The organism is Mesobacillus boroniphilus JCM 21738 (assembly GCF_000517385.1).
In the GTDB taxonomy this organism is placed as follows: domain Bacteria; phylum Bacillota; class Bacilli; order Bacillales; family Cytobacillaceae; genus Mesobacillus; species Mesobacillus boroniphilus.
In genome coordinates this window covers 1-24,549 of record NZ_BAUW01000023.1, presented here as the reverse complement: position 1 = coordinate 24,549, position 24,549 = coordinate 1, and the positions used below count along the sequence as shown (strand labels likewise).

28 protein-coding genes, 3 pseudogenes and 1 riboswitch are annotated in these 24,549 nt (G+C 39.9%); of the genes and pseudogenes, 14 read left to right on the top strand and 17 right to left on the bottom strand.

The genetic code is table 11. The features are described from left to right. Positions 1-162: 162 nt before the first annotated feature. Positions 163-405, bottom strand: a complete 243-nt coding sequence (locus JCM21738_RS08935) for a hypothetical protein (protein WP_023613980.1) — start codon at positions 403-405, stop codon at positions 163-165. Between the two features lie 270 nt (positions 406-675). Further along, a complete protein-coding gene (locus JCM21738_RS08930; protein ID WP_023613979.1) occupies positions 676-864 on the bottom strand; it encodes a hypothetical protein in 189 nt (62 codons plus the stop codon). Between the two features lie 312 nt (positions 865-1,176). Between JCM21738_RS08930 and JCM21738_RS08925 the strand changes: the two genes are divergently transcribed. From JCM21738_RS08925 to JCM21738_RS26700, 7 genes are all read left to right on the top strand, one after another. Next, the gene (locus JCM21738_RS08925; RefSeq protein ID WP_023613978.1) at positions 1,177-1,374 is read left to right on the top strand and encodes a protein YuzH; all 198 of its coding nucleotides are present in this window, start codon (positions 1,177-1,179) and stop codon (positions 1,372-1,374) included. Between the two features lie 128 nt (positions 1,375-1,502). After that, positions 1,503-1,602: riboswitch (TPP riboswitch) on the top strand. Between the two features lie 104 nt (positions 1,603-1,706). Then, a complete protein-coding gene (locus JCM21738_RS08920; RefSeq protein ID WP_023613977.1) occupies positions 1,707-2,309 on the top strand; it encodes a YkoF family thiamine/hydroxymethylpyrimidine-binding protein in 603 nt (200 codons plus the stop codon). After that, positions 2,309-2,905 (top strand): ECF transporter S component, encoded by a 597-nt coding sequence (locus JCM21738_RS08915; RefSeq protein WP_023613976.1) that lies wholly within the window; start codon positions 2,309-2,311, stop codon positions 2,903-2,905. The genes JCM21738_RS08920 and JCM21738_RS08915 overlap by 1 nt, the downstream gene beginning before the upstream one ends. Beyond that, on the top strand, positions 2,889-3,671 hold the full coding sequence (locus tag JCM21738_RS25665; RefSeq protein WP_052019621.1) for an ABC transporter ATP-binding protein: 783 nt from the start codon (positions 2,889-2,891) through the stop codon (positions 3,669-3,671). The genes JCM21738_RS08915 and JCM21738_RS25665 overlap by 17 nt, the downstream gene beginning before the upstream one ends. A gap of 17 nt (positions 3,672-3,688) precedes the next feature. Beyond that, a complete protein-coding gene (locus tag JCM21738_RS25660; protein ID WP_243462964.1) occupies positions 3,689-4,564 on the top strand; it encodes an energy-coupling factor ABC transporter ATP-binding protein in 876 nt (291 codons plus the stop codon). Then, positions 4,551-5,009: an energy-coupling factor transporter transmembrane component T family protein gene (locus JCM21738_RS26705; protein WP_256360192.1), complete on the top strand. Its 459-nt coding sequence runs from the start codon at positions 4,551-4,553 to the stop codon at positions 5,007-5,009. Before JCM21738_RS25660 ends, JCM21738_RS26705 begins: the two co-directional genes overlap by 14 nt. Then, the gene (locus JCM21738_RS26700) at positions 5,006-5,329 is read left to right on the top strand and encodes an energy-coupling factor transporter transmembrane component T (RefSeq protein WP_256360191.1); all 324 of its coding nucleotides are present in this window, start codon (positions 5,006-5,008) and stop codon (positions 5,327-5,329) included. Before JCM21738_RS26705 ends, JCM21738_RS26700 begins: the two co-directional genes overlap by 4 nt. Here the strand turns inward: JCM21738_RS26700 and JCM21738_RS08895 are convergent. The 4 genes from JCM21738_RS08895 to JCM21738_RS08880 form a co-directional block, all read right to left on the bottom strand. After that, positions 5,299-6,306: a c-type cytochrome gene (locus JCM21738_RS08895; RefSeq protein ID WP_243462963.1), complete on the bottom strand. Its 1,008-nt coding sequence runs from the start codon at positions 6,304-6,306 to the stop codon at positions 5,299-5,301. The two genes, JCM21738_RS26700 and JCM21738_RS08895, sit on opposite strands and share 31 nt — an antisense overlap. Positions 6,307-6,458: 152 nt before the next feature. Continuing rightward, on the bottom strand, positions 6,459-6,887 hold the full coding sequence (locus tag JCM21738_RS08890; RefSeq protein WP_023613972.1) for a ferritin-like domain-containing protein: 429 nt from the start codon (positions 6,885-6,887) through the stop codon (positions 6,459-6,461). A 66-nt stretch (positions 6,888-6,953) separates the two neighbouring features. Beyond that, positions 6,954-7,553 (bottom strand): class I SAM-dependent methyltransferase, encoded by a 600-nt coding sequence (locus tag JCM21738_RS08885; protein ID WP_023613971.1) that lies wholly within the window; start codon positions 7,551-7,553, stop codon positions 6,954-6,956. A 146-nt stretch (positions 7,554-7,699) separates the two neighbouring features. Then, positions 7,700-8,833 carry a zinc-dependent alcohol dehydrogenase gene (locus tag JCM21738_RS08880; RefSeq protein ID WP_031307741.1) on the bottom strand — a complete coding sequence of 378 codons (1,134 nt, stop codon included), beginning with the start codon at positions 8,831-8,833 and terminating at the stop codon, positions 7,700-7,702. Between the two features lie 145 nt (positions 8,834-8,978). On the opposite strand from JCM21738_RS08880, the gene JCM21738_RS08875 reads away from it, so the two are divergent. Beyond that, positions 8,979-9,179 (top strand): hypothetical protein, encoded by a 201-nt coding sequence (locus tag JCM21738_RS08875; protein ID WP_023613969.1) that lies wholly within the window; start codon positions 8,979-8,981, stop codon positions 9,177-9,179. A gap of 3 nt (positions 9,180-9,182) precedes the next feature. Continuing rightward, entirely contained in the window at positions 9,183-9,434 is a 252-nt protein-coding gene (locus JCM21738_RS08870; RefSeq protein ID WP_023613968.1) for a sigma-G-dependent sporulation-specific acid-soluble spore protein CsgA, read from the top strand. A 229-nt stretch (positions 9,435-9,663) separates the two neighbouring features. Here JCM21738_RS08870 and JCM21738_RS08865 read toward each other — a convergent pair whose 3' ends face one another. Both JCM21738_RS08865 and JCM21738_RS08860 read right to left on the bottom strand, forming a co-directional pair. Beyond that, positions 9,664-10,524 carry a YihY/virulence factor BrkB family protein gene (locus JCM21738_RS08865; protein ID WP_023613967.1) on the bottom strand — a complete coding sequence of 287 codons (861 nt, stop codon included), beginning with the start codon at positions 10,522-10,524 and terminating at the stop codon, positions 9,664-9,666. A gap of 125 nt (positions 10,525-10,649) precedes the next feature. Continuing rightward, entirely contained in the window at positions 10,650-11,405 is a 756-nt protein-coding gene (locus tag JCM21738_RS08860) for a TraR/DksA C4-type zinc finger protein (RefSeq protein ID WP_023613966.1), read from the bottom strand. A 152-nt stretch (positions 11,406-11,557) separates the two neighbouring features. Between JCM21738_RS08860 and JCM21738_RS08855 the strand changes: the two genes are divergently transcribed. Next, positions 11,558-12,337: a hypothetical protein gene (locus tag JCM21738_RS08855; RefSeq protein WP_023613965.1), complete on the top strand. Its 780-nt coding sequence runs from the start codon at positions 11,558-11,560 to the stop codon at positions 12,335-12,337. A gap of 337 nt (positions 12,338-12,674) precedes the next feature. Here the strand turns inward: JCM21738_RS08855 and JCM21738_RS08850 are convergent. The 5 genes and pseudogenes from JCM21738_RS08850 to JCM21738_RS08835 all read right to left on the bottom strand — a co-directional run bounded on the left by JCM21738_RS08850 (position 12,675) and on the right by JCM21738_RS08835 (position 18,371). Beyond that, a pseudogene (locus JCM21738_RS08850) lies at positions 12,675-13,444 on the bottom strand (3D domain-containing protein). A gap of 193 nt (positions 13,445-13,637) precedes the next feature. Continuing rightward, positions 13,638-13,760, bottom strand: a complete 123-nt coding sequence (locus JCM21738_RS26695; RefSeq protein ID WP_023613963.1) for a hypothetical protein — start codon at positions 13,758-13,760, stop codon at positions 13,638-13,640. A gap of 202 nt (positions 13,761-13,962) precedes the next feature. After that, a complete protein-coding gene (gene fdhF, locus JCM21738_RS27265) occupies positions 13,963-15,840 on the bottom strand; it encodes a formate dehydrogenase subunit alpha (protein WP_369385692.1) in 1,878 nt (625 codons plus the stop codon). Positions 15,841-15,864: 24 nt separating this feature from the next. Further along, a pseudogene (locus tag JCM21738_RS27260) lies at positions 15,865-16,023 on the bottom strand (hypothetical protein); the annotation flags it as partial. Between the two features lie 188 nt (positions 16,024-16,211). After that, positions 16,212-18,371 carry a PAS domain S-box protein gene (locus JCM21738_RS08835; protein WP_023613960.1) on the bottom strand — a complete coding sequence of 720 codons (2,160 nt, stop codon included), beginning with the start codon at positions 18,369-18,371 and terminating at the stop codon, positions 16,212-16,214. A 355-nt stretch (positions 18,372-18,726) separates the two neighbouring features. Here JCM21738_RS08835 and yhfH point away from each other — a divergent pair, with 355 nt between their 5' ends. From yhfH to JCM21738_RS08830, 3 genes are all read left to right on the top strand, one after another. Beyond that, complete coding sequence (gene yhfH / locus JCM21738_RS23240; protein WP_079509337.1) at positions 18,727-18,861, top strand: protein YhfH; 135 nt, start codon at positions 18,727-18,729, stop codon at positions 18,859-18,861. An 864-nt stretch (positions 18,862-19,725) separates the two neighbouring features. After that, positions 19,726-19,896 (top strand): hypothetical protein, encoded by a 171-nt coding sequence (locus JCM21738_RS24320; RefSeq protein ID WP_023613958.1) that lies wholly within the window; start codon positions 19,726-19,728, stop codon positions 19,894-19,896. 66 nt (positions 19,897-19,962) lie between these two features. Next, a complete protein-coding gene (locus JCM21738_RS08830) occupies positions 19,963-20,211 on the top strand; it encodes a transcriptional regulator SplA domain-containing protein (RefSeq protein WP_023613957.1) in 249 nt (82 codons plus the stop codon). 547 nt (positions 20,212-20,758) lie between these two features. On the opposite strand, the pseudogene JCM21738_RS25645 reads toward JCM21738_RS08830, so the two are convergent. Further along, a pseudogene (locus JCM21738_RS25645) lies at positions 20,759-20,881 on the bottom strand (DUF4025 domain-containing protein); the annotation flags it as partial. Between the two features lie 223 nt (positions 20,882-21,104). Continuing rightward, positions 21,105-22,277: an MFS transporter gene (locus JCM21738_RS08825; protein WP_023613954.1), complete on the bottom strand. Its 1,173-nt coding sequence runs from the start codon at positions 22,275-22,277 to the stop codon at positions 21,105-21,107. 207 nt (positions 22,278-22,484) lie between these two features. Here JCM21738_RS08825 and JCM21738_RS08820 point away from each other — a divergent pair, with 207 nt between their 5' ends. Next, on the top strand, positions 22,485-22,655 hold the full coding sequence (locus JCM21738_RS08820; protein ID WP_023613953.1) for a XapX domain-containing protein: 171 nt from the start codon (positions 22,485-22,487) through the stop codon (positions 22,653-22,655). A 259-nt stretch (positions 22,656-22,914) separates the two neighbouring features. On the opposite strand, the gene JCM21738_RS08815 is transcribed toward JCM21738_RS08820, so the two are convergent. Together JCM21738_RS08815 and JCM21738_RS08800 are read right to left on the bottom strand one after the other, a co-directional pair. Then, complete coding sequence (locus tag JCM21738_RS08815; protein WP_148296083.1) at positions 22,915-23,670, bottom strand: formate/nitrite transporter family protein; 756 nt, start codon at positions 23,668-23,670, stop codon at positions 22,915-22,917. A 429-nt stretch (positions 23,671-24,099) separates the two neighbouring features. Continuing rightward, the gene (locus tag JCM21738_RS08800) at positions 24,100-24,339 is read right to left on the bottom strand and encodes a hypothetical protein (RefSeq protein ID WP_023613949.1); all 240 of its coding nucleotides are present in this window, start codon (positions 24,337-24,339) and stop codon (positions 24,100-24,102) included. Positions 24,340-24,549: the final 210 nt, after the last annotated feature.

The window sequence follows — 24,549 nt, the reverse complement described above, 5'->3', positions numbered from 1 at the left end:
TTTTCAGGAATTAAGAATAGCAGCTGAAGAGGCAGAACGCGACGACATCGATACAGATCACAGCAAGGCATAATAAAAGAGAAAGGCAAATTTGCCTTTCTCCCCATTACTTCATTAACTATTTGTATCCTACATTGCTTTACGGACATTGCGATTAGCGCCTTAACTGATGAAACGGTCTCTTTCGGCCGCATCTTCCTCCCGCTCCGCTTCTCGTTCCTCATACCAAAATTTAATATGGGTAAGGATCGAGAAAACAAGGAAAAAGTTCATCGACCAGACGCTCACAAACGGGGCCATTCCTCCAAACTCAATCGTCTCATACTGTTTAAAAACCATTACAATATATGACTCAATGAACACAAGGACAAAGCCGGCTACACCTGCAATTGCCATACGCATCATATCAATAACCACCTTATCGTATTATCAGATTATTTAAATAATACGATTAATTATTGATTACTGCAACTGTTTTGTCACTAATTTGCCACATTTTCGAATTGACAATTTGGCATAGTACTTTTTATCTATTGCTATATTGTGAAAGTTTGTTGTTTTCTCAACTAATTATTATAATTCTTGTTCAAAAGTATCCTCGAAAAATCCCCCGAAGTCTTAATAATATGGATCCTGGTATATGTACGAAAAGCAACAATTTGTGAGAGAACAGCTTTATCTATTTAACTTCTTCTGCTTTTGCATGATTTCATATGATTTTTCAATAATATCTGTTAATACATCGCCTTTGTATATTCTTCCGACTTTCGTATTTTCCTGATAGTATTCTACAATTTCATCAAGCTTGTCAGATGTATCCTTGGAGACTCTAACGTTCAATTGAATTCTCTGGGCTTCATTCATTTATTCGATTTCCCTCCAAATACTTCCACTTCTATATAAATATAAAAAATCTATCATATTGCTAGCAGTTTGATATTATGTAGATATATGTCGCTAACCTTGCTGCAACGTCCTCTATTTTAACATATTCCATCATCTTGCAACACTATGTTGTATTGATATCTGTTTTTCCCCCCAGCTCACAGGGTAATTTATATCAAGATATCTTTTTGTGATGTTTAGTTCCACACTCGCAGTTGGCAGTAGGAAAAGAACATTTGCGCTGGGTCCTATCAACCTTTAAGAGTTTATTAAAATATATGGAGATTTTCTATGAAGCTTATAAAATGGTCATACACAAAGAGATATAATATCAAAGCACAATTTGACGTTTTTCCCAACTCAATCGCCATATTCCGGCAAATCAAAGATTACTACTTTGTATATACTGTGAATTGGTCATTGGGTGACCCTGTTGTCTCGAAAACCGCGTTGGAAGAAATGGAGTGGCTGTTGAATGAGGAGCTCTGAACCCTGGAAAGCTACTGTGAGCGAAAAATTTTCCGGAGTGATAACGAATGATTCAAATTTTTAAATTTAGGCATTTACAATTCAGACTATTTACATTAAGATGATTTTGGAAACAACAACTGCATACTTTTTTGCACTAGGGGAGCTTTTTTGCTGAGAAGAACTTTGTTCTGACCCTTATTACCCGATCTGGATAATACCAGCGTGGGGAAGTGCAGGTGAAGCTCTTCGTTATATCACTCTTTTATTCTAACGATAGAATTCAACTGCATCCACCACGCTGGATGCAGTTTTTTGTTTTCCAATCAATGAACAAAAGGAGCTGTAATGTAATGAAAGAGATTCTTTGCGGTACTAGTGAGATTACAGGGGCAAGTTTTTCAATTTACCCAATGACAGACAGGTTCGTGGATATTATCCTCTCTTCACTGAAGGAAGTAGACACATCAAAGGTATGGCTGAAGTCGGATGATGTCAGCACTTGTGTGCGAGGTCGCTCAGAACATGTTTTTGACGTGGTTAAAGCGATCTTCTTAAATGCTTCAAAGGGTGGAGATCATGTGGTCCTTAAAGCTAAGTTCTCTAATGGATGTCCTGGTGACAGTGCCGGTGATGCTTTCATGGCGGAAGATTCAATTTTAATGAATAATGGACTTTCACAGAAAATCAACCAGGAGGTTGCAACCCAGTTCGCTCTCTATCCGTTAGGTATTCCGGGATATATGGATGTAATTATGGATCAAATAAAGACTGTTGACCAGCAAGGTGTCTTTAGCGGAGGAGTTCATTATGCTTCAAGATTAGATGGCGATGCCAATAGTGTTTTTGCCGCATTGGAAAGTGCGTTTGAAGGTGCCCGGAACAGTGATTCTTCACATATTGTCATGACGGTGACCATGTCAGCCAATAGCTCTTCTCGCAAGGAGGGTCAATGATGCTCGCAAACTGGAAACTTCGAGAGGTTGTTGTTTTATCTGTCCTGGCAGTCGTTTTTGGAGTGATCTACCTTCTATTCTTACAGTTTGGCAATGTACTTGTGGGCATGTTCGGCCTTATTGGCTATGACTTGATATTCGGCATCTGGTTCATCGTTTCAATCATAGCCGCATACATCATCAGAAAACCTGGAGCAGCGGTGTTATCAGAAACCATTGCAGCAACAATAGAGGTCATGCTTGGCAATGCTGTTGGTCCACGTCTGATCCTTGCTGGCATTATTCAGGGATTAGGTGCAGAAGCTGCTTTTGCAGCGACTAAATGGAAGAACTATTCAACATGGGTGCTGGTAGCAGCAGGAATGGGTTCTTCAATCACCAGCTTTGCGTGGGGCTACTTTTTAGGAGGATTGGCTGCACTCACACCTGGCTATGTAACAGCAATGTTTTTCGTCAGGCTTGCAAGCGGAGCAATATTAGCCGGCCTGCTTGGTAAATACATAAGTGACAGCCTCGCTAAAACTGGAGCGTTGAATAGCTTCCCGCTTGGAAAGGAAGCCAGAAAGGCAAAGCAGAACGATGAAATCTCAGCCTAATCATCCATTTTTCGAAGTGTCAAACTTAACTTTCAGGTTTGATCCTGACCAGGATCCTGTCTTAAAAAACATCAATTTTGTAATTAATGAAAATGAGAATATTCTTGTTTTGGGGCCCAGCGGTTCAGGAAAGAGCACCCTCGCATACTGTCTGAATAATCTTTATCCATCTTCTGTTGATGGAATTATGAATGGCATTATTAATTATAAAGGATTTGCTTTAACCTCCTTTGAGCCTGGAGAAGTAAATCGAAAAATCGGATTGGTCATGCAGGACCCTGATTCGCAGTTTTGCATGCTGACTGTCGAGGAAGAAATAGCTTTCGTATTAGAAAATATTCAGTTTCCCAGATCAGAAATGGAAGAAAGAATGGATTATGTCCTTGATTTAGTAGACATGCTGCCCTTCAAACACAGACTGATCCACTCTCTTTCAGGCGGGCAAAAGCAAAAGCTTGCGATTGCCTGTGCACTCGCAATGGAACCTGAGTTATTGATACTTGATGAACCAACTGCTAATCTAGATCCCGCCTCTAGTTTTGAATTAGTCCAGACATTAAAAAGATTAAAGAATAACCATTCCTTCAGCATTCTCGTTATCGAGCATAACCTGGACAATTGGCTCGAAATTGTGGAGCGCTGCATCATCTTGAATTCTGAGGGAGAAATGTTCTTTAATGGTCCGCCTAGTGATTGTTTTAATAATTATGCAAAAGAACTGGCAAGTGAAGGAATTTGGTTACCCCGCTCTATTGGCGCAGGTTGAAACTTCGGGAGGCTGGTTTGCTATCGTCCTCCTTCCTGCCTATGACGATTGATGAAATAATTGAAAATAGTAAAGATATTGAGAATACAATTGAGTTCTTAACAACTGATGTATGCAAGCATAAGCGGAATCCCTCTCCTGTAGTTTTCGAGGTGAAGGATGTCGGCTATTCGAAAGACAAACATTTCATAATCGAAGATATATCTTTATCGATTAATGGCGGCGAAATAATTGCAATTGCCGGTTCAAACGGATCCGGAAAGACCACTTTTTCAAAATGTTTGGCGGGGTTAATTCCATCTCGTGGCGAAATAAAATTTTTTGGCCAATCTTTAGGAGACTGGCATGAGGAACAAAAGTGGCGCAGGCTCGGATATGTATTCCAAAATCCTGAGCATCAATTTATTACTGATTCTGTGACGGAAGAGATAAATTACAGTCTTCAAGCGAAAGAGCAAATGGCACAAAAATATAAGAATCAAGATATTTTGAAAAAACTTCGAATGGCCGATCAAGTAAACAGCCATCCCTTCTCATTGAGCCAGGGACAAAAAAGAAGACTGAGTGTGGCTGTCATGCTGGTGAATGGGCAGGAGGTTCTAATTATGGATGAACCAACATTTGGACAGGATGCTGTCACTTCAGAGGAAATAATCGATTTTACTGTCAAGGCCGTACCTGAGACAGGAAGCATCATTCTAATTACACACGATATGGATTTAATTGACCGTTACGCAGATAATGTTTTAGTGATGGAAAAAGGAAAAGTGATTTTTTACGGGACTCCAGAAAAGCTGTGGAATCAGCCTGTAATTTTGGCTAGAGCTAGTTTAAGACTGCCGTTCCTCAAGGAATTGGAAATGCATCTGGAGGGAAAATATGCTGTTAAATGAGATGAACCCGAGCATTAAAGCCCTAAGCATTATTGTCAGCATCTTGTTGCTATCGATATTTTTCGATCCGATCACACCTTTGCTAAGTCTTGTTTTGACCATAGCAATTACGTTTGTTTTTGGAAAAATCAGTTTTAAGAAGTGGCTCCTGTTATTCTCTCCTTTTCTTTTTATGGCGATTGTCTATGTCTGGTCATCATTATTGTTTCCGAGAGTAGATCCTGGAGACAGCATCGTCTGGGAATGGTGGTTCATCACCATCACTGCAGAAGGATTACAGAGAAGCATATCGCTTGGATTAAGAGTGCTGAGTTTCGCTTCACTTTCATTATTATTTGCTCTGACGACAAATCCGATTAACTTTTTGCTTAGCTTGATGCAGCAATGCAGCTATCTCCGAAGATTGCCTATTCAATCATGGCGGGATATCAATTTCTCCCGTTGATAAAAAATGAATTCGAGATTATTAGAAATGCCCATCAAATAAGAGGTGCAGGCAGAACCATTACTCTCCGGGATAAACTTAAGCAAATAAAGAGGTATGCAATTCCCTTGCTGGCAAGCGGAATCAGAAAAGCAGAAAGAACGGCTGTTGCAATGGAGTCAAAAGGGTTTACAGGAGATAGAAACCGAGAATTTTATAATGTAATTCCGGTTTCTAAAAAGGATTGGCTGCTGTTTTGTTTATTGATCTGCATAGTCCTTGTAAGTGCTTTTACCTCACACCAACTTGGTTACCTGACATTATATAAGGGTGAATTATAAGCAAACCCAGCACCTGCAAATGCAGGTGCTGGGTTTCTGCTAGTCTTAATTTTTAACCGAGAGAATTGCTTCCCAATCGATTGTACCGTTTTTGACTTGCTCGCGTTTTTCCTTATCCATGATGTCTGCCGGTCTCCCGCCTTTCGGCCAGTCGCCTCATGCCCTTCGAATTCTGGTCGATCATGAGAAAGGATAAATGCGGCCAAATCGATCGCTTGCTGGTCAGATAAAGTTCCACCTTGTCCTTTAGGCATGTTCTTTTGAACGTATCCCGCCATTTTGGTCATTCTTGACATACCTGCACCGTCGTTGAAAGAATTTTCTCCCCATACAGCAGGTCCTGTGTTTGTTCCAGTACCAGATCCATCAGCAGCATGGCAGCTTGCACAAGATTGTGCGTAAAGCTTTTCACCATCTTCAACGCTAGGGACAGGATATTGCTTTGGCTCTTTAGGCGCTCTCCACGGAAGGTCTGCTCCAGCAGGGACACCTTCTGACATGTATTGCAAGTAAGCTATCATCGCGCGCATTTCTTTACTGTCAGTAGGGAACATTTTTCCATTCATGCTTCGGATCATACATCCATTGATACGATCTTCCAGAGTGTAAACCTCACCTTCGCGCGGCCTGTATTCTGGATAGACAGCAGAAAGCCCGACCATCGGCGCTTCTTCCATCACTGTGCCTCCATTTGCGTGGCAGCTAGCACATGAAAGATTATTGCCAACGTACTCATCTGCTACTGTATTCGTTTCCATTACTAGCTCATGGCCATATTTAATACTTTCCCCGAGAGGACCATCAGGTACATCCTCCATGCTTGGCGGGTTGAACCCGATTTCTTTGCTGGCACTCTCAGTTTGCGGCTGAGGTGCAGTAGCTGTTTCAGCTGGCCCCAGGTCCTGGCTTATTTTCCAGCCAACAAATAATGATCCTACGATTAAAAATCCAATAATAATAGCAAGACTGTTTTTCATAATGATTTCCTCCTTATGTAGATAATTCCCAAATTGCTATTCAATTTCTCTATACCCATTCTAGTATAGATAACACAACTATTTTTATATTAAATATGTAGAAATAGTGAAAACTATAAGAATAGGAAAAAGGAGCTGGGTTTCTCCAGCTCCTACTTTTCTTTTCCTATATAGTAGAGGAACCACACGGCATGGTTCTGCTCATCATAAGCTGCACGCCTGAAAACTTCCTTTATGACCGGGTCTGCAGCTTCATCAGCTATTTCATGATAAAAATCAGTTGTTTTTTGCTCATCCTTGAAGGATGCTTCGAGTCCTTCAAGATACGAATCACCGCATTCTTCAGTCATCTGCAGCTGCGGCCGCTTCCCTGTCAGTGTTGTATAAATCTGAGTGAACTGGCGCAAATGCTTTTCTTCATCGTCAAGTATTTCATTGATTTGGTCTCGCTGTTCTGCATTTGGAGCCATGGCGGCAAGCCTTGCATAGCATTGTGTTGCACTGTACTCGCCATTTATAGCCTTAATCAGGTCACTGACAAGCTTTTGGTTCTGTCTGTAATGATCATAATATGGATACATGTCAAAACTCCCCAAACTATTTTTGATTAGTTTATGGAGAGGATAAAAGGGTGTGCCTGTTTCAGCTTATTTAGGATTAATTCCCTCGTATTCAACAAAAATACCCTTAAAATACTTCTTTTCTTTTACCATTTTAATGCCGGATTCCTTCATATAGCGCCCTGTATCCCTGTTTAAGTGGCAGCCATCACACAGCCGTTTCCACGCGGGAGTCAGGACATCCTGAAGTGTAGCAAGCGTTTTTGATTCTGTTCTGACATGCTCAAAGAGGACAATTTTCCCTCCTTGTTTACATACTCTTCTCATTTCCTGGAATACTTTTTGCGGATCACTAACGGAACAAAGAACAAGCGTGGCGACAACTGTATCAAACTCACCATCATTGAAAGGAAGTGTCTCTGCCATCCCCTGATGGAACTCGACTGGCAGTTTGAATTCTTTCGCTCTGCGTTTTGCCTGATCAAGCATATAGGGATTCGGCTCCAGTGAAACAACCCTTTCCACCTTTTCTTTTGAATAATAGGGGAAATTCGCTCCCGTACCTGCGCCAATTTCAAGAACCTTCCCTTCTAGTCCAGAAACTATCTTTTTCCTGATATGCGCTATCCATCTTTTCTCAAGAGGTCCCATTACAGTATCATAAAAATAAGCAAATGATTTCCCCAAAATTAGTGCTCCTATCTGTTGCGTTTTAAACCATTATAATAAAAAAGGCCCTGGAAAAGCTATTGCTTTAGCCAGGACCATTTTGATGGCTCCAAGGATTGCCTGTTACCCATTCATTTTGATTTTGAACATTCAATACAAGTATCTTAAGGCTTTAACACTACCTTGATACAGTCATCTTTTCGATCATTGAACATCTCATATCCTTTGGCTGCATCGTCAAGCGGGATTTTATGGGTGATGATGTCAGTTGGATCGAATTCACCGTTTGTGACCATATCGAATAGTTTTGGCATGTAGTGAATAACCGGAGCCTGTCCCATTTTCATTGTGATATTGCGTTCGAAGAATCGGCCAAGCGGGAACATATTGTATCTTAATCCATAAACCCCGGTAATTTGAACGGTTCCGAATTTACGAACAGCTGTATGGGCAATTTCCAGAGCGGAAAGGGTTCCTCCCTGCAGCTTCAGTTTTTGCTCCACTTTTTCAACGACAGACTTCTTTCCATCCATCCCTACACAATCAATTACCACGTCGGCACCGCCGTTCGTCAAGTCCTGCAGGAATTTTCCCGGATCATCTTCCTGTGTAAAATCAAAAATCTCTACACTATTTGTCTTTTTAGCATGCATAAGCCTGTAGTCGAGGTGATCGACAGCAATGACTCGCTTTGCCCCTTTCATCCAGGCAAATTTTTGCGTCATCAATCCAACCGGCCCGCTGCCAAGAACAATGACTGTATCGCCCTTTTTTACGCCAGCGTGCTCTACACTCCACCATGCTGTTGGAATGACATCCGACAGGAACAATAACGACTCATCCTCAAGCTCACATGATTCAGGTACAACAAATGACGTGAAATCAGCATAAGGCACCTTTAAATACTCTGCCTGTCCACCGGGATGATTCCCATATTGTTCGGTGTAACCAAAATATGCCCCTGTATCCTTGTATTCATTGGTGTTATCACATTGGCTTTCCATCTGATTCTGACAGTAAAAACATTCACCACATGAAACATTGAAAGGAATGACTACACGGTCCCCTTTTTTCAAATTCTTAACGCCTGGACCCACCTCTTCAACAATGCCCATAGGTTCATGTCCAATGATGTAGCCCGGTCGGAGAGGCATGTTGCCCTGATAAAGATGGAGATCCGACCCGCAAATAGCTGTTGAGGTAATCTTCACAATCATATCTTGTTCATGTTCTATTTTTGGTGCTTCTACATTTTTCACTTGTACATCTTTAGAACCTTGATAAGTAACTGCTTTCATAATTCGCCACCCCATTCCAGTTAAGTACATTTTATGTTTCCCCCCAAGTTATCAGAGAAAACACGTATGGAAGTTTTTCCAATAATTAGCTTCTGTACATAAACAACCCTTCAATAAAGCAAGTTATAAAATGGAGGTGTTGAAAATGGAGAAAAAACAGACCGGAAATAAAAACCTTCCTGATTTCAAGGAAATGACAGACCGAGTTATGGCAGAACCTGCAAATGGACCGCAGCTGGTCATAAAGACAAATCTGGACCCGAGTGATGCAACAGAGGATAATCCTTATTTTAAAAACGACCAAGTCACCGATTCTGAACAATTCAAAGAATACTTCAAGGAGTAGACCATGGAAAAAACACAGGCTTATCTGCGCGAAATTATTTCCAATTACACAGAGACGTATCCACTTAGCAAGAAGATTTATCAGCGTTTAGAACAAGGCGGTTACCCTTCTGAGGGTGACTTTGTCAGGGACCTAACGGCTGAAGAAATAGAATTTTTGAATAAAATACTCCCAGAAGCGATTGAGTATGCAAAAAATGAACTGGACGAAAAAAGAGCACAACAATTAAATGAAGTATATGAATTACTTTACTGAACATCAAACAAAGCTTCATACTATAAACAAAAACAGCAGAAACCCGCTGTTTTTTACTATCCCTCTTTTCGTGACTATTGTTGCCTCCTCAACCAAAAGTGAAAATTGGCTACTAGATTTATACGAGTTTTAAACCTTTCATCAGTATGCAGCTGAGAGAAAAGAGCCCTAAAGTCTGGCAGTGTTCGGTGAAGGATTTTAACCGAAAATAATGAATGCGAAAACAGTCTTAACTATTGACTGAAGCTGCATGTTCCTCTGCCGGCTCTTCACCCGTCTTATCTCTGTGATAAATCGCATTGATTTCTCCTCCAAGAACAAGGGCAAGTCCGGTCAGGAACAGCCAGAGCATCAATACGATGACTCCGCCGATGCTTCCATACGTGGCTGAATAGTTGCCGAAGTTGCTGACATAAAAAGAAAATCCAAGGGAAATCAGCTGCCAAACAACTGTTGCGAAAATCGCTCCGGGTAATACATGCTTAAATGGATAATGTTTATTTGGAGCTACACGATATAAACCTGCCAATACCGCTGCCATCACAATAATTGCGACAAGCCATCTCACAATGTTGAAAACAATATCAAATGGCTCAGGAATATGGATGATTGATTGAACTGTATCCAGTATTACTTTTCCGAAGACCGGTAAGAGCAGCGCAACAACAAACGCCAGGATCAGTCCGAATGTCAGCATAATTGAAACCAGCCTTGCCTTAATGAATGATCTCGTTTCCTCTACATCAAACGCAATATTCATAGCTTTAATAAATGCGTTCATCCCACTTGATGCTGACCAAATCGTACCTATGATACCAAAAGTAAGCAAACCGCCGTTTCGTTCGCTGACCAGTTTTACAACATTATCTCTTAATAATTCAGCAGATTGCGATGGCAATAATTGATTCAAAACATTTATCGCTTTCTGAGGATCAATATTTAAATAAGGGACAATGGCAATCAACAAAATCAGCAATGGGAATAACGCTAGCATATAATAATACGCCTGTTGAGCAGCCAGTCCTGTAGCACGGTCTTTTTTCAGCTCGCCCAGCAGGCTCTTTCCGTAGTACTTAATTTTCTCTTTCAATTATGGCTCACCTCTCATTGACTTTTAAGTATGCTTGTCTTTTCCCCGTCATAAGAGGTTTTAATCATGACAAAAAATCCTAGAAGCAAATAAAAAGACCATTGCTGGTCTTTTTTTTCACAACTTTACTTATCGTGGTCTACATATGGATCATGTTCGTAAGCAGGAAGGTCGCCAAAGGATGTCATAATTCCCTCTTCATCGAGCTCGTTTTCGTACTTCTCATGCTGCTTATTTGGGTAAACGGTTATTTCCTTGCCGGTTATATCGTTACCAATAAAATTCTCAAAATCCTCAACATAGCCTACATTCTCTTCTGACGCAATATAAGTATCATTATAGTGATCCTGTGGCGTCATAAAATCAGATGGAGTTTCGGAAGTACCCCAGCTAGAAACCTCTTGCCAGGAATCTTCTGCATCAAAGGCGACATTTTCATCCTTGTTATCCAGATTGAATTTTCCAAAAGGCGGCATGAGCACACCTTCTTCTATAGGTCGGTTATGGGAAACGGTGCGGTCAGGTGTATGTTCAATACAAAAGGTTGTTTCTGGTACAGCTTGGAGGCGTTCATAAGGAATCTCCCGCCCGCATGCTTCGCATTTTCCATATGTTCCTTTTTCAATGGCCTGTATGGCTTTATCTATACTCTGGATTTGATATTCTACGTGATCGTTAAGTGCAATATCCTTCTCCCGTTCATATAACTCCGTTCCCTCATCCCCCGGATGGTTATCGTAACTCGATAGCTCACCAGTTGACTCATGAGCATGTCCACTTCTCAGGTCAAAATGGTCATTCCCGTCAAGGTGGGACTCAAGGTCTTGTTTGTTTTTGAGAAGCTCTGCCTTGAATGCCGACAGTTGCCCTTGTGTTAGCATATCAGCTGCTCCTTTCTTTAAAGCGGTTTTTATTAGCTTGCTGCAATCTGCTCTATTTAATAAAAGGTAATAAGTGTTATCTTTCCCGCAAGTACCATTATTGCAACAGAAGTCATAGTATATATGACAACTTATCATAAGGAGTGATGCCTATGCCTTTATTTGTGAATGAATCTGTTTCACCACAGGTTTTTAGAAATAACGATGAAATCGCAGAACAGAGCAACCAGGAGAAATTCCGTCTGAATTATTTACAAGAAATCCTGAATGAGCAGCAAAGGTTCAATGATGAATTGACAGGCAGCGTAACTAAATTCGATCGTAACCTGGAGAATAACAGACAAGAACAATATACTCAGTTTCAGGAAATGGTTTCTTTTTTGGCGAAACAGGCGAATTTTTCAGAAAAAGTCTTGGAAAACATCTCGGAACAAAAAGAATCCACAACTGAAATCGATGATAAACTGATCAAACTCGAAGAAATGCACGAACAATTTTCAAAAGCTCTCTTGAATCGGGAGCTAACAAGTGAGGCGATTTTGAACCAGCTTGCCCATCAGCAATCAATGATTCAGGGCTTAAACCGAAAGCTTCTTGAATATGAAGATGTCACTAAAGCACTGATTATCCAGGCTAAAAAGCAAGAAGAACTGCAGGATATGCTGGCCAAGCATGCAGATTTGCAGGGAATATTCCATGAAACAATTATGGAACGACTCGGGAAACAAGATGCTGTGGGTGAAACGATCACTGATCAACTTGGCGAAATCAAAATATCTTTATCGGAAAAAGCCAACTCAATCCTTGAAAAAATTGAAGAACAGTCATCCAAATTCTCACAATTTTTCTTAAGCCTTATCATGCCCAATATCACACAAAAGAAAATTATTAAAGGTAAAACGTTTAAGACAAAAACAAAACAGGAAAAATAAGAAAAGCGCAAGCGTCTTGGTCAGCCCCGACAAGCGTTGGAGGGCGGACCGGTGAAGTCGCTCTTTGACTTAATCGGGCGGACCGAAAACGAAAAACGGAGGCGACTGCCCAACTCCGACAAGCGCTGGAGGGCCTGACAGTGAAGTCGTTCTTTGACTTCATTGGCAGGACCGAAGCGACTCGAGGAGTTAGGAGCCGCAGCTAGACAAGCGTCTCGAGGGGCTAGGTGCTGGAGCTAGACACTAATCTAAGTGGATAAATATATACTTTTGTATCCAATAAAAAAGCATTGGCAATTTGCCAATGCTTTCCGAACTACAATCTAAATATATTTTTTTAATCCAATATTGTAACTTTCACTTGCTTTCTTCCCCACTGAAGAGCAGCGCTTTGAGTAGGGATAAAGACATCGATGCGGTTTCCTTTTATGCTCCGCCAATATCTTCGGCAGTGGCATAGCCATAGCCCTCAACATATACTTTAGATCCAAGAGGAATAACAGTTGGATCAACAGCAATTACTTTTGCATTCGGGTTGGCTTTTAAATCGACACCTGTCTTAGTGATTCCTGAGCATCCTGTGCAATTTGCTGTATAAGCTGTCGCTTCAACGGTAATTTGGTTTGATGATGCTGCAGGCTTAGTTGCAGCTGGCTTTGCTGCTGCCTGACTTGCAGGTGCTGCTGCGGGTGTTGCAACCGGGGTCGCAGCCGGCTTGGCAGATTTTTTCTCAACGTTCATATCAGCCGGCATGTTTGTATACACAGCCAGGCTCATTCCGGGATGGATAAGGTCGGATGATAATTTATTCCAATCTTTAAGATCACTAACTGTAACACCATAAGACTTCGCAATACTCCAAAGTGTATCACCTTTTCTAACTTGTGCATATTTAATAGGAGATACTTCTAGTAAATCGTTCGGATGAATGACATCACTCGATAAGTTATTCCATTTTTTAAGTGAATCTACCGTAACGCCGTATTCCTTAGAAATACCCCATAGTGTATCCCCCTTATGTACGACGATTTCCTCTGCCTGTGCTTGTGTGCCGGCAGCCCCAGAAATTGCCGCTGCTGCAACCAAAGATAATAATGACTTTTTCATTTGTTTGCCTCCCATCGGCTAATTTTTATCACGTGAATTATCGTAACATAGAATTTCGGTACAAAAAGAACAAGCACATTTAAAATGGATTACGAGAATAACAGAATTATAACGAGAACATGTCATATTTACAGAAAACTCTGTTAAATTAAAACTTTCGTAGGAATAATTTCTAGGTAATTGAAAAAATATTCTATGTAATTCCTATTAATCCACTTTTTTCCTGCGAGTTTAGATTATTAATTAGGTTCTGATTTGCTCCTTTGGTGACCTCTTTTTCCTCTTTTTTGATTTTTAGGGCACCAATCAGCTTCATTGGTAACCTCTTTTTCCTTTTTTTAGATTTTTAGGTCACCAATCGGCTTTCAGTTACCTCTTATAAGATTATTTGGATTTCTAAAGCGTCTAGTGTACTTAATTATGATGATCAGCTTTCAACCGTCTCTTCATGTTTAGAAAGTATTTTAATTCACAAAAAAGCTAAAATCCCACGAAGGGATTTTAGCTTTTGGTATTCTCTATGCGATTGTTTCAATTTTAACTGCACATGCTTTAAATTCTGCCGTACCGGATATAGGGTCATATTCGTTAAGGGTAAGGACGTTGGTTGGAACCTCAGACCAATGGAAACTCATGAAAACAAGGCCGGGAACTACCTGTTCTGTTATTTTCGCCTTTACATCAAGAGTTCCTCGCCGAGAACTTACCCTAACAAGATCGCCATCATTAATATGAAGGCGCATTGCATCTTCAGGATGTATATCCAAAGTTTCCTCTGTTTGTTTAATTTTTACCCCTGCTGCGTAGTGCCGGGTCTGAGTATGAGTATTGTAGGACTCATACCTCCTGCCAGTCGTCAGGGTGAAAGGAAATTGATCATCCGGCAATTCCAAAGGTGGTGTGAATTCAACTGGTACGAAACTGGAGCGCTTTTTAGTTTCTTTTTCTGTATGGAACCTTTCATGCAGTACTTTCGTGCCAGGATGAGTTTCATCTGGACATGGATAGTGTATTCCATACTCTTTATCAAGACGTGCATATGATATGCCGCCATACATCTCCCAGGCAAGTTCTCTCACTTCATTCCAAATCTCTTCGCTTGAACTATACCCCATTGTATAGCCCATCTTCGTGGAGAGTTCACATAATATCTCCCAATCTTCTTTTACTCCTGGCTGCGCGGTGACAGCGGTCCGTACACGCTGCACTCTCCTGTCTGTATTCGTGTATGTCCCATCAACTTCGCCCCATGACTTGGCTGGCAGCACGACATCAGCCATCTCAGCTGTTTCTGTCATGAAAATATCTTGAACAATAAGGAAATCGAGTTTTTCTAGTAAGCTTCTAGTATGGTTCATATGAACATCTGCAACTAGCGGATTTTCCCCTATGCAATATAATGCTTTGATTTCCCCTGTTTCGATTTTATCGAAGGTCCTCGTCTGGGTGTCACCGACTTTTTTGCTGATTTTAATATCCCATTTTTTTTCGAAACGGGCCCGATATTCATCGTCCAATAAGCTCACAGCACCGGTAAGCTGGTTCGGTAAACAGCCCATATCTCCCGCGCCCTGAACGTTATTCTGACCTCTCAAAGGCATGATACCGGATCCTCGCTTCCCGATATGGCCACTCAGCAATGCAAGGTTGGCGATATCGAATACATTGTTCACTCCACAGTGATGTTCTGTAATACCGAGTGTGTACGCAATCATGGCTTTATTGGCAGTCGCATACAAGCGAGCAACCTCTATGATATCTTCTGCTGCCAAGCCTGTGATTTCTGCAGAATATTCAGGTGTGTAACGTTCAACCTTCGACAGCAGCACATCAAAATCTTCAGTGTGTCTGGCAATGAAACTTTCATCATACAGTTTTTCTTTAATGATAATCCTTATAATCGCATTGATGAGCGCAATATCTGTACCGACGTTAATTTGCAGATGTTTATGAGCTGATTTGACCATATCAATTCTTCTTGGGTCAATAACAATTATTTTAAGACCGCCTTTGGCAGCTTTTTTAATTCTATTTCCAATGATCGGATGGGCTTCCGTTGTATTGGATCCCATTAATAATAGTACCTCTGCCTCATCAATATCTTCTAAAGTATTCGTAGGGAAACCGCTTCCAAAAACAGTCGCCAGACCGGCGACACTTGGAGCGTGTCAGGTTCGGTTACAGCCATCAATATTATTGCTCCCGATAGCAGTCCGCATAAACTTCTGGGTAATATAGTTCGATTCATTGGTTGTGCGTGCACATGCGAACATCGAAAGCGATTCCGGACCAAACTCACCCTTTAAATCAGACAGCCGTCCTGCGATGAAATCATACGCTTCCTCCCAGGTAGCCTTTACAAGCTCTCCTGCTTTTCTGATCATAGGTGTATTCAATCGTTTTTGGGCATGGACATATTGATAGGCAAAAGCACCTTTTACACATGTCTGTCCTTTATTTACAGGCGCTTCTTTGTCACCCCTGATTTTAACAATCTTATTATCTTCTACTTCCAGTACTAAACCGCAGCCTGTACCACAATAACCACAGACCGTCTTCACCTGGCTAATCGATGACATAGCTTCCCCTCCGGCATTTAATATAAATTTCTCTTACTTCCATAGTAGTCTAAATTTTCAAGGCGATGTAGAAAATCGAAAAGATTTTTTTGTCATATTTCCAACATTTTTTCGACAAATTCTACTATGGCCCTCAAAAAGTATAAAAAATAAGGCAGGATCAACTCCTGCCTTACTCAGACTATCAATTATGCAGTTTTTGCCGGGAGCATAATTTTGAATGTTGTACCTTTGTTCTGCTCACTTTCGATATAAACCTTTCCATTATGGCTTTCAATAATCTTGAAGCTGACCATCAGACCTAGTCCATTTCCATTTTTCTTGGTGGTATAGAAAGGCTCACCAATTTTCTTTAGCGTTTCTGGAGGAATTCCTACGCCTGTATCCTTTATGGAGACAACGACATTGCCATCCTCTATTTCTATTCTCACTTTTAAATCTCCACCATCAGGCATTGCTTCAATTCCATTTTTTATAAAATTCAAGAATACTTGCTTCAATCGGTTCTCATCACATTCAATCTGGATGATTTCCTCTGTAGCATCAAAATCCAGTTTGACATTCCTTTTTCTTGCTTCGAATTTCAACATAGACACTACATTTTGGACAATTGGAATGATATTTTGTTCCTCAAGCTCCACAGCCTTTGGTTTTGCAAGCACCATGAACTCTTCAACTATATTATTGACTCTGTCAATTTCATCAAGAATGATTTCAATAAACTCCTGGCGCTGCGGGTCTGTTTCGTCAAGCTGCAGGAATTCTGCATACCCTTTCATTGATGTCAGCGGGTTTCGGATTTCATGTGCAACACCAGCAGCGAGCTGGCCAACAGCAGCAAGCTTATCCTGGCGGTGCAGCATTTCCTCTGACTTTTTCTTTTCTGTTATATCGTTACGAATTGCAAGATACTGATATGGCTTCCCATTTTCATTCAGGAAAGGAACAATCGTGGTGGCAACCCAGTAAAAGGAACCATCCTTGGCCATGTTGCGGATATCGCCTTTCCAAACTTGGCCGGATCCAATTGTTTTCCACAGGTTTTTAAAGAACTCCTTTGAATGTAATCCAGAATTCAATAAGCTGTGGTCATTACCAATCAATTCTTCCCTATTGTATTTAGAGATTTCACAAAATTTATCATTAACATTTTTGATAATCCCCTTCTCGTCAGTAAAAGCCACGATGGAAGATTGATCAAGGGCAAAATTAATATCACTGACCTCTTTCAGTGTTTCCTTTAGGCTTGCTTCCGCCTGCTTTCGTTGAGTAATATCAGAACGAATCGAAACATATTGGTACGGCCTGTCTTTACTATTCAGGAATGGGACAATCGTGGTATCAACCCAATAATAAGAACCATCCTTCTTCTTATTCCGGATTTCTCCTTTCCAGACCTCTCCAGAACCAATCGTTTTCCACATACCTTTGAAAAATCCCTTCGTATGAAGCCCAGAATTCAATATCGAGTGATTTTGACCCAAAAGCTCAGCTTCACTATAGCCAGAAATCTCAATGAATTTTTCATTAACATATGTGATATTACCTTTAGGATCCGTAATCGCAACAATGGCCGATGAATTAAGTGCATCTGTAATATCCTTCAAGTTGGTATCTGAAACTGCTAGCCTTTTGCTGATTAACGCACTTGAACCGATCAAGCCAGCAAGGATGAGAACCGAGATAAACAAAATTAGATAACTAATCAACGACTCTGGAATCCCCGTCTGCTCGACAAGACCGTTGCTCATATTGATTGAGGATGCTCTTGTTAAAAGAAAATGACCTTCAACAATTGCGGCCGTCACGAAAAGCGCACTTAGCGGCTTAATCCAACCATGGTCTCCCTGAGTAAAACTTTTTGAAAAGAAAAGCATCCAGAAAGAAAAGTAAAATGATACGAAAACTAATGCAAGTGCAATTAGTAAAATAGGTGGCTGATAATTGAAATCCAGCTTCATCGAGTACATTCCCAGTATATGGACAACCAGGACTGCAAGCATCATGAACAAGCTTCCTGCAAGCATATTGCTTTTACTTACCGACTTGCCAGTCATCGCATAGAACGCCATTGCTGTAAATGAAATAACCAAAATAATCGATAATACTGTTATTGGAATTCGGTAAGACACATTGCCATTTAGGTTCATTGCAAGCATTCCAAAAAAATTCATAACCCATATCCCAATGCCAAGCGAGAATGTTCCACCCAGAAACAGGAATCGTTTATTTCGATCTGATGATTTAATTAGACTGAATAAATCGAGTGCTGTATATGATGACATGACTGTCAATAAAATCGCTACTAGCAGTAATATTGGATTGAAGGATAATTCCGGATTATCCATTTAGGCATCATTCCCCATTTAAAGTGTCAATTCGATTGTATGTTAAAACGGAATAGAATAAAAGGATTTCTTAAATAAAATGTAATAATTTTGTCACTTTTATCTATTGACAATTAAAATTTATGGTAATTACTTTCTTTTTGTGTTGACCTCTCTGGAAACAGCATAATGTAGATACCATTCATAGATAACACAAACCCCCTCCTCTTATATTTTTACCCCGTATAGATACTATGAACAAACACCTATTTTTAAAATTTTTCAAAAAAGGGCTACACAAATTTTATAAATATGTTTATACTGTACTATAACAGGTTAAGTAAAATATAAATTGTACTATAAAAGGAGGATTTTTATTATGATGAGTCCAGTTGAATTCTTTCGTAATCTACCAAAGAAGGTTTGTCCTGAGTGTGGTGAAGGAATGCATGAACAAGCCGAGTCATATTTAATGGAATGTGACCGCTGCTTATCTAAAAAAGAGGAATAATATAAGAAGCACCTTTTAAAAAAGGTGCCTTCTTATATGAAACCGATGAAAAATCTTACATAGAAAAAGAAGCTCATTTGCGAGCTTCTTTTTTAACATCTTAGGAGACCCAACCAGCATCAGCCCAAAACATTTTGGAACTATTGAGTTGTATGATCCTCTTACTATAGCCGATGTGTGTTTGTTCCGCATTAAAGTGTCTTTTCACAAAAAGGTTTACCTTTTTTATGACGACTCTTTACAAACACATTTTTCGGTATAATCACCGAGAGACTCATTATTCCCATTAGTAATCGTTTAGCACTTTTCTTCATTTACATCATGCATCCCTACTGACCATTCCATATGGATGGCTGGTTAGCTGCCTTGATGGATTTATTTCCCTAATGACTGTTATACCTGAAAATTGTTGACTACCCTTGAGAATGGCACTTTTCCAAGTATCAATTTTTATACTTGATACTCTGTTGGTTAAAAGCTTCCTTCCAGCGTACGAGTAAATAATAGGCTGGCCTTCTGCTTTTTCCCTTTTGAATTGAACCAATGGAAGGTCAACATTGTTTCTAGATAAATTAGTATTAGGTTCAAGATCCCCTTTGGCTGGTGATACTGACTTAGTGAAGAGAAGGTAACAACACTTTAGGAATAAACCTTTTTTCGTTCACTACGGAACGAACACAATTGGTTGAGCCTCCTAAGATGTTAATCACTTTCTTTCTACACTTTTATTATACCACCGTAAATGGATGTAAACCCTTACATTTGTGACAAAATAGTGTCTTTTCCAATATTTATGACACAGGTTAAATTACCTGTATATCCTTAAAGTCAATACAAAAACTAGTCTTACCAGGGGGTGAGATAATGGATAATAAAAAAGATGATTTTAAACGGAATAAGGATTTACTTAATTCAACATACGCACCAAATCAACGCTATGTTCCCGGAGGGTCCGTTGATCAGCATAGGGATTTTGAAACTGGAAATATTATTCTTACCGGTGATGAGATAAAACAGCAGAATGAAAATTTATGATTAAAGGTTTGTCACCGACCTATAATGCAACCAATGCTTAAAAATTAACGAAGAGAGGTATTAAACTTGGATTTACTCGATCCGAAAAATTTGAAATTTGGTGATGAAGTGTTCGTAATTTATCGGAACCCTCATGTACCTTCTGTTTCAAACATTAAAGCTGGTGAAATTGTTCCACATCCAAAAGATCCTAATCAGTACGCCCTATTCCTGAACGAAACCTTACATGTAATAGAAGACGATGATGCTCTATTTGCTACACAAGATGCAGCTGAAAAAGCTTATTTTGAAGCAATGGATCCTTATAACTCATAGTAACCCCTTACCTTTCCCAAAGTTTTAAGAGCGTTTTACAAGGGGAAAAATAGAACGCAAGCCAATTACCATTAGGAGGGATGAAGATGAAAGTTTTATCAGCATCTTCTAAGTTCGTCATTGGCTCTGCACTTGAAGGAGGATTTGTCTATCTAAAGAAAGGCATCCTTACCCCTAACAAAGTGATACGACGTGGAAAGCTTTAAATCGGCAAATCCTCATTCCAGAAGCACATCCATCCAGGGTGTGCTTTTATTTTTGCAACTTTAGAAAAATTAAAGGGTTTTATTAATATGAAACGAATTTATTAAGCAATATAAATTTGAGAGGTGACCAGATTGCTCCAATTAGAAATTGAGCCCGCCTTGAATCCCAATGAAACTCGGTTGCAGCCTTCCTACAGAATGGACCTTAGAAATTTCACAGAAAAGGAATACAATAAGTTTGTTAAACTTTTTCTTTTGTTTTAAAGCGTTTGGCATTTTGTATTAATCACCATTCGATTGAAATTCACCTTTATGTGACACTTGTACCCCTCATTTCCTGCTTACTGATAACCTCTGTTATTCAATTCATCTTCCGCTCCCGGCGAGCGCTCAATCTTGCCGCCCTGCCCTTCTACATAACTGTCGCTAGCTTGTTCATGGGTCATTGCAAGCCCATTTGAAAGTTAGTCATTTCTTTGATAATCCGATGTATCGTACATACGCCCCGCAAGTTCAAGATTTTTCCCTTTAGTCTCTTTCATATAAGACCCTCCTTTCGTACTTAAATTTTTTTTTGAAATAAAGACTAAAACATACTTCTTTTCTGTTTTATTGAAAAACCTTCAAGTAAGAAGAGTTTTTTTGGCTGTAAATAATTGTAACTCGTCATTTTCCATATATACTTCACTAATAACCTTTTTCAAAAGAGGTTTTCTTATCATCCTGCATCAACCAGACTGTAAGCAATACGCCGATTAATGTCAGTGCAGCAAAAAATATGTATACCCCATAAATACTATATTCCTCAAATATGATGCCCCCGAAGAACGTGAAAAACCAGTTGCCTAATCCGTTGCCAAACGCTGAATAAATGGTTACTGCCGTAGCCGTAATATGCAATGGCGTGATATCCCGAATATACTGCAAACCTGCCGGAATGAACAATCCGAGTGAAAAACCCTGAATAACAGCTGAGGCGTAAACAAGAGATAAAGCAGGCTCTGTAAAATAAAAAATCCATCTAATTAATGATACAAGTGCTGCAATGAAGGCGACCTGGAGCAGCCCTAATTTACTGATCCAGCTTCCGGCAACCCTCATGAATGGAATTTCAGATAACACAGCGATAAGGAAGGCAATACCAATGCCTGTATAAGTGCCGCCCCGGTCCTCCACAAACAGACTGAAGTAAAAGTTATTGGCCAGGTTAGGGCCAAAAACCATGAATGTGACTCCAAGGAAAATAAGGAATTTCTTCATCTTAACCAAGTCCTTCACTCCTGCGAAAAGACCACTTGGCCGCCCTGAAGACTCTTTAGGCATTTTCATCGAAAATATTGCGGAAACCAATAATGTCAGGAAAAATGCGTAGAATATTACTTGCGGGTTCCATTCGGATAATCGGCCCATAACAAAAACCGCCAGTCCAAAACCAAGGGATCCAAATAATCGAACATTACCATAATTGACTCCGGCCTTGCTAGTATACTTTAAGGAAATACTATCTGATAAAGGAATGATCGCACTTTGAAAAATCGCGAGAACCGTCGCTATAATAATGAACTCTGAAAAGCCCTCGAAGAACAAATAACCCAAAGCAGCGATCCCTGTTATCAACGTTGTTAAAGTTAGCAGCATATTATGGGAACTTTTCATGTCGGCCACCATTCCCCAAAACGGCTGGAAGAAGATCATGATCACTGGACCAATGGACAGGATTATGCCAACCTGATATCCATTTAAATTTTCAACTTCGCTTAAGTAAACACTTAACAGTGGGAATAAACTACCTATGCCAAAAAACACAAAAAGATAAAAACCTTGCAAAGTAAAGATGTTGCGCTTGACGTGCTTGTCCATTTACATCCTCCGTACTGACGAATTATAGAGCTATATTTTACCACTATTTTAATATAAGAATAGATCATTTCATTTAATGCATTATAAAAGGATAAATAAAGCGTTTTCAATTTAAGCAGGTCATGATAAAATAATGTTGCCAAAAGGTGATCGGACGTCTGCTCACTAATAATTCATTACCATCTTGCCATATGAGGCGGTGAAAACATGAGAGAAATCATTTTGAGCTTAGTTGCTGGTATTATTGTTGGTGTCCTTTTTAAATTCCTGAAGCTTCCTCTTCCAGCACCTCCAGTTCTTGCAGGTGTCCTAGGGATTGTTGGGGTTTATTTAGGAGGAGTTGTCGGGGAATGGATCTTGAATTCCTTTAAAGGGTGACAGGAGGAACATGTGCATAAGCTCTTTTCGTAAGCTAAAGATTACGCAATTAAAATTCTAATCCCACTTGAACAGAGCCTGCCTCCTAATTAAATCAAATTTATATATTTTTAAGAATAAACAATGCCTTTATAGAGATAACTAAAAATCCACGGAACCCTCCGTGGATTTTTTAATTGCTACATTCGCTTAAGAGCATTTTGTCCATACACTGATTGGGCTGTCGTTTTGTTCTTTTCACCCACTGCCCCTTTGGCATTCAGGTAGACATATAGAGTGCCAACAAAAAGCCTCCGCCTATTATATTTCCCAGTGTAACAGGCACTAGATTGAATACACTTCCGGCAATGCTGACAGTTTCAGGATGGGGAACAAATAGTGCGATCGAAAAGAGGACCATGTTGGCAACACTATGCTCGAATCCTGAAACTACAAAAGCAAAAACCAGAAGCATCAATACTCCAATTTTTGCTCCATCACCTTTTATATTGAACGGAACCCACACAGCAAGGCATACAAGCCAATTACAAAGGATTGCACGAAAAAACAATTGATAAGCAGGTGTGTTCATTTTCATACTGACAGTTTCCATCATATATTGTGATTTTTCTGGCGATATAAAAATGCCAGACATCATAATTAAGATTCCAAAGAATACGGCTCCCAACAAATTCCCTGAATAACACGCTATCCAATTTTCAATGGTATCCTTCCACGTCGTTGCTTTTTTTAATGAACTGATTGTCATCATCATAGTGTTGCTTGTAAATAATTCTCCTCCCCCGTACAAAATCAGGACAAGAGCCAAGCCGAAAAAGATCGAGCTAGCGATAGGTGTCGCAGCTGAATGGGAATCATAGAAATATTCTCCCAGCCGGTATGACACCATGATGCCAAATCCGATATAAACACCAGCAAGCGCTGCCCGCAGCAGGTACTTTGCTTTTGACTCCCTGAGATACTTTTTCTTTTTTAAAGCTGTGGCGATCGCTACTTCCATTGGCTGTTCACTCATTTTTAAGACTCCTCTATTTGCGAATTAAATCACATTATTGCTGTTAGATTAATCTTAAACCTGAAATCCAGGTTTGTTAATAGTAAACACGATGAACTGTTTATGTCTATTTTCGAAGCGTTTTCATCCCTTACGTAAAGCGTTTCAATTAAAATCGGACTGCTAATCATAAGGACATATAGGGGAAATCCTTTAAATGCCAAGAAAAATGTTTCAATCCAAACAATCATTATTGCGAAAAAGAGCCCTTTTCAAAAAGGCTCTCCTTGCAATAAATACAATAACAAAAACAGGATAGTATCAAATACCTGCCGTTTCTTTGGCTGATTACAGCTTCTTGGAGGAATGGTTTTATTTTTGCAGATTTCAGCAACTGGTTGAGTTTCTCTTTTAAACGATCTTCCTGTATTCCAATCTGTTTCCGAACCTTCAATAGTTCCCTTGTTGCATAATCATCAATTTGGCCATTGCGGATACATCTTTGTATCTCCGCAGTTTAAGAATTTCAATCGCTTCAGAGACTTCCTCCTGCCATGATGTAATTTGTTGCATATTGATGGATGGCTGCATTTCCCTTGCTTTTATTCGCCCTGATTCAGTCAAAGCAAAGCCGGCGATGTCTTCCTTAATTTTATCGTAACCTTGAACCATAAACGTTTGTTCGTTCAATTTTTACTCATCCTTTAAATAGAAAAAACCGCAATGGAACAAGTCCACAGCGGCTTCTAAAAATACCTCGCAGACATGGCTGCAGGCATTCCCCTCCAAAAGAAAAAGCTGTGTACAAGTACACAGCTTCTGCTCACGGATATCAAGCATGTTTTACTATGTTCATTGTTCTTAACATTCAATCCAGCGCATAAGAACAAAAAGCGCAAG

Excerpts from the sequence above, each read along its gene's own strand:
- JCM21738_RS08935 (WP_023613980.1), bottom strand. The coding sequence starts at position 405 with ATGATGCGTATGGCAATTGCAGGTGTAGCCGGCTTTGTCCTTGTGTTC.
- JCM21738_RS08930 (WP_023613979.1), bottom strand. The coding sequence starts at position 864 with ATGAATGAAGCCCAGAGAATTCAATTGAACGTTAGAGTCTCCAAGGAT.
- JCM21738_RS08925 (WP_023613978.1), top strand. The coding sequence starts at position 1,177 with ATGAAGCTTATAAAATGGTCATACACAAAGAGATATAATATCAAAGCA.
- JCM21738_RS08920 (WP_023613977.1), top strand. The coding sequence starts at position 1,707 with ATGAAAGAGATTCTTTGCGGTACTAGTGAGATTACAGGGGCAAGTTTT.
- JCM21738_RS08915 (WP_023613976.1), top strand. The coding sequence starts at position 2,309 with ATGCTCGCAAACTGGAAACTTCGAGAGGTTGTTGTTTTATCTGTCCTG.
- JCM21738_RS25665 (WP_052019621.1), top strand. The coding sequence starts at position 2,889 with ATGAAATCTCAGCCTAATCATCCATTTTTCGAAGTGTCAAACTTAACT.
- JCM21738_RS26705 (WP_256360192.1), top strand. The coding sequence starts at position 4,551 with ATGCTGTTAAATGAGATGAACCCGAGCATTAAAGCCCTAAGCATTATT.
- JCM21738_RS08895 (WP_243462963.1), bottom strand. The coding sequence starts at position 6,306 with ATGAAAAACAGTCTTGCTATTATTATTGGATTTTTAATCGTAGGATCA.
- JCM21738_RS08890 (WP_023613972.1), bottom strand. The coding sequence starts at position 6,887 with ATGTATCCATATTATGATCATTACAGACAGAACCAAAAGCTTGTCAGT.
- JCM21738_RS08880 (WP_031307741.1), bottom strand. The coding sequence starts at position 8,833 with ATGAAAGCAGTTACTTATCAAGGTTCTAAAGATGTACAAGTGAAAAAT.
- JCM21738_RS08875 (WP_023613969.1), top strand. The coding sequence starts at position 8,979 with ATGGAGAAAAAACAGACCGGAAATAAAAACCTTCCTGATTTCAAGGAA.
- JCM21738_RS08870 (WP_023613968.1), top strand. The coding sequence starts at position 9,183 with ATGGAAAAAACACAGGCTTATCTGCGCGAAATTATTTCCAATTACACA.
- JCM21738_RS08860 (WP_023613966.1), bottom strand. The coding sequence starts at position 11,405 with ATGCTAACACAAGGGCAACTGTCGGCATTCAAGGCAGAGCTTCTCAAA.
- JCM21738_RS08855 (WP_023613965.1), top strand. The coding sequence starts at position 11,558 with ATGCCTTTATTTGTGAATGAATCTGTTTCACCACAGGTTTTTAGAAAT.
- JCM21738_RS26695 (WP_023613963.1), bottom strand. The coding sequence starts at position 13,760 with ATGAAGCTGATTGGTGCCCTAAAAATCAAAAAAGAGGAAAAAGAGGTC.
- JCM21738_RS08835 (WP_023613960.1), bottom strand. The coding sequence starts at position 18,371 with ATGGATAATCCGGAATTATCCTTCAATCCAATATTACTGCTAGTAGCG.
- JCM21738_RS24320 (WP_023613958.1), top strand. The coding sequence starts at position 19,726 with ATGGATAATAAAAAAGATGATTTTAAACGGAATAAGGATTTACTTAAT.
- JCM21738_RS08825 (WP_023613954.1), bottom strand. The coding sequence starts at position 22,277 with ATGGACAAGCACGTCAAGCGCAACATCTTTACTTTGCAAGGTTTTTAT.
- JCM21738_RS08820 (WP_023613953.1), top strand. The coding sequence starts at position 22,485 with ATGAGAGAAATCATTTTGAGCTTAGTTGCTGGTATTATTGTTGGTGTC.
- JCM21738_RS08815 (WP_148296083.1), bottom strand. The coding sequence starts at position 23,670 with ATGAGTGAACAGCCAATGGAAGTAGCGATCGCCACAGCTTTAAAAAAG.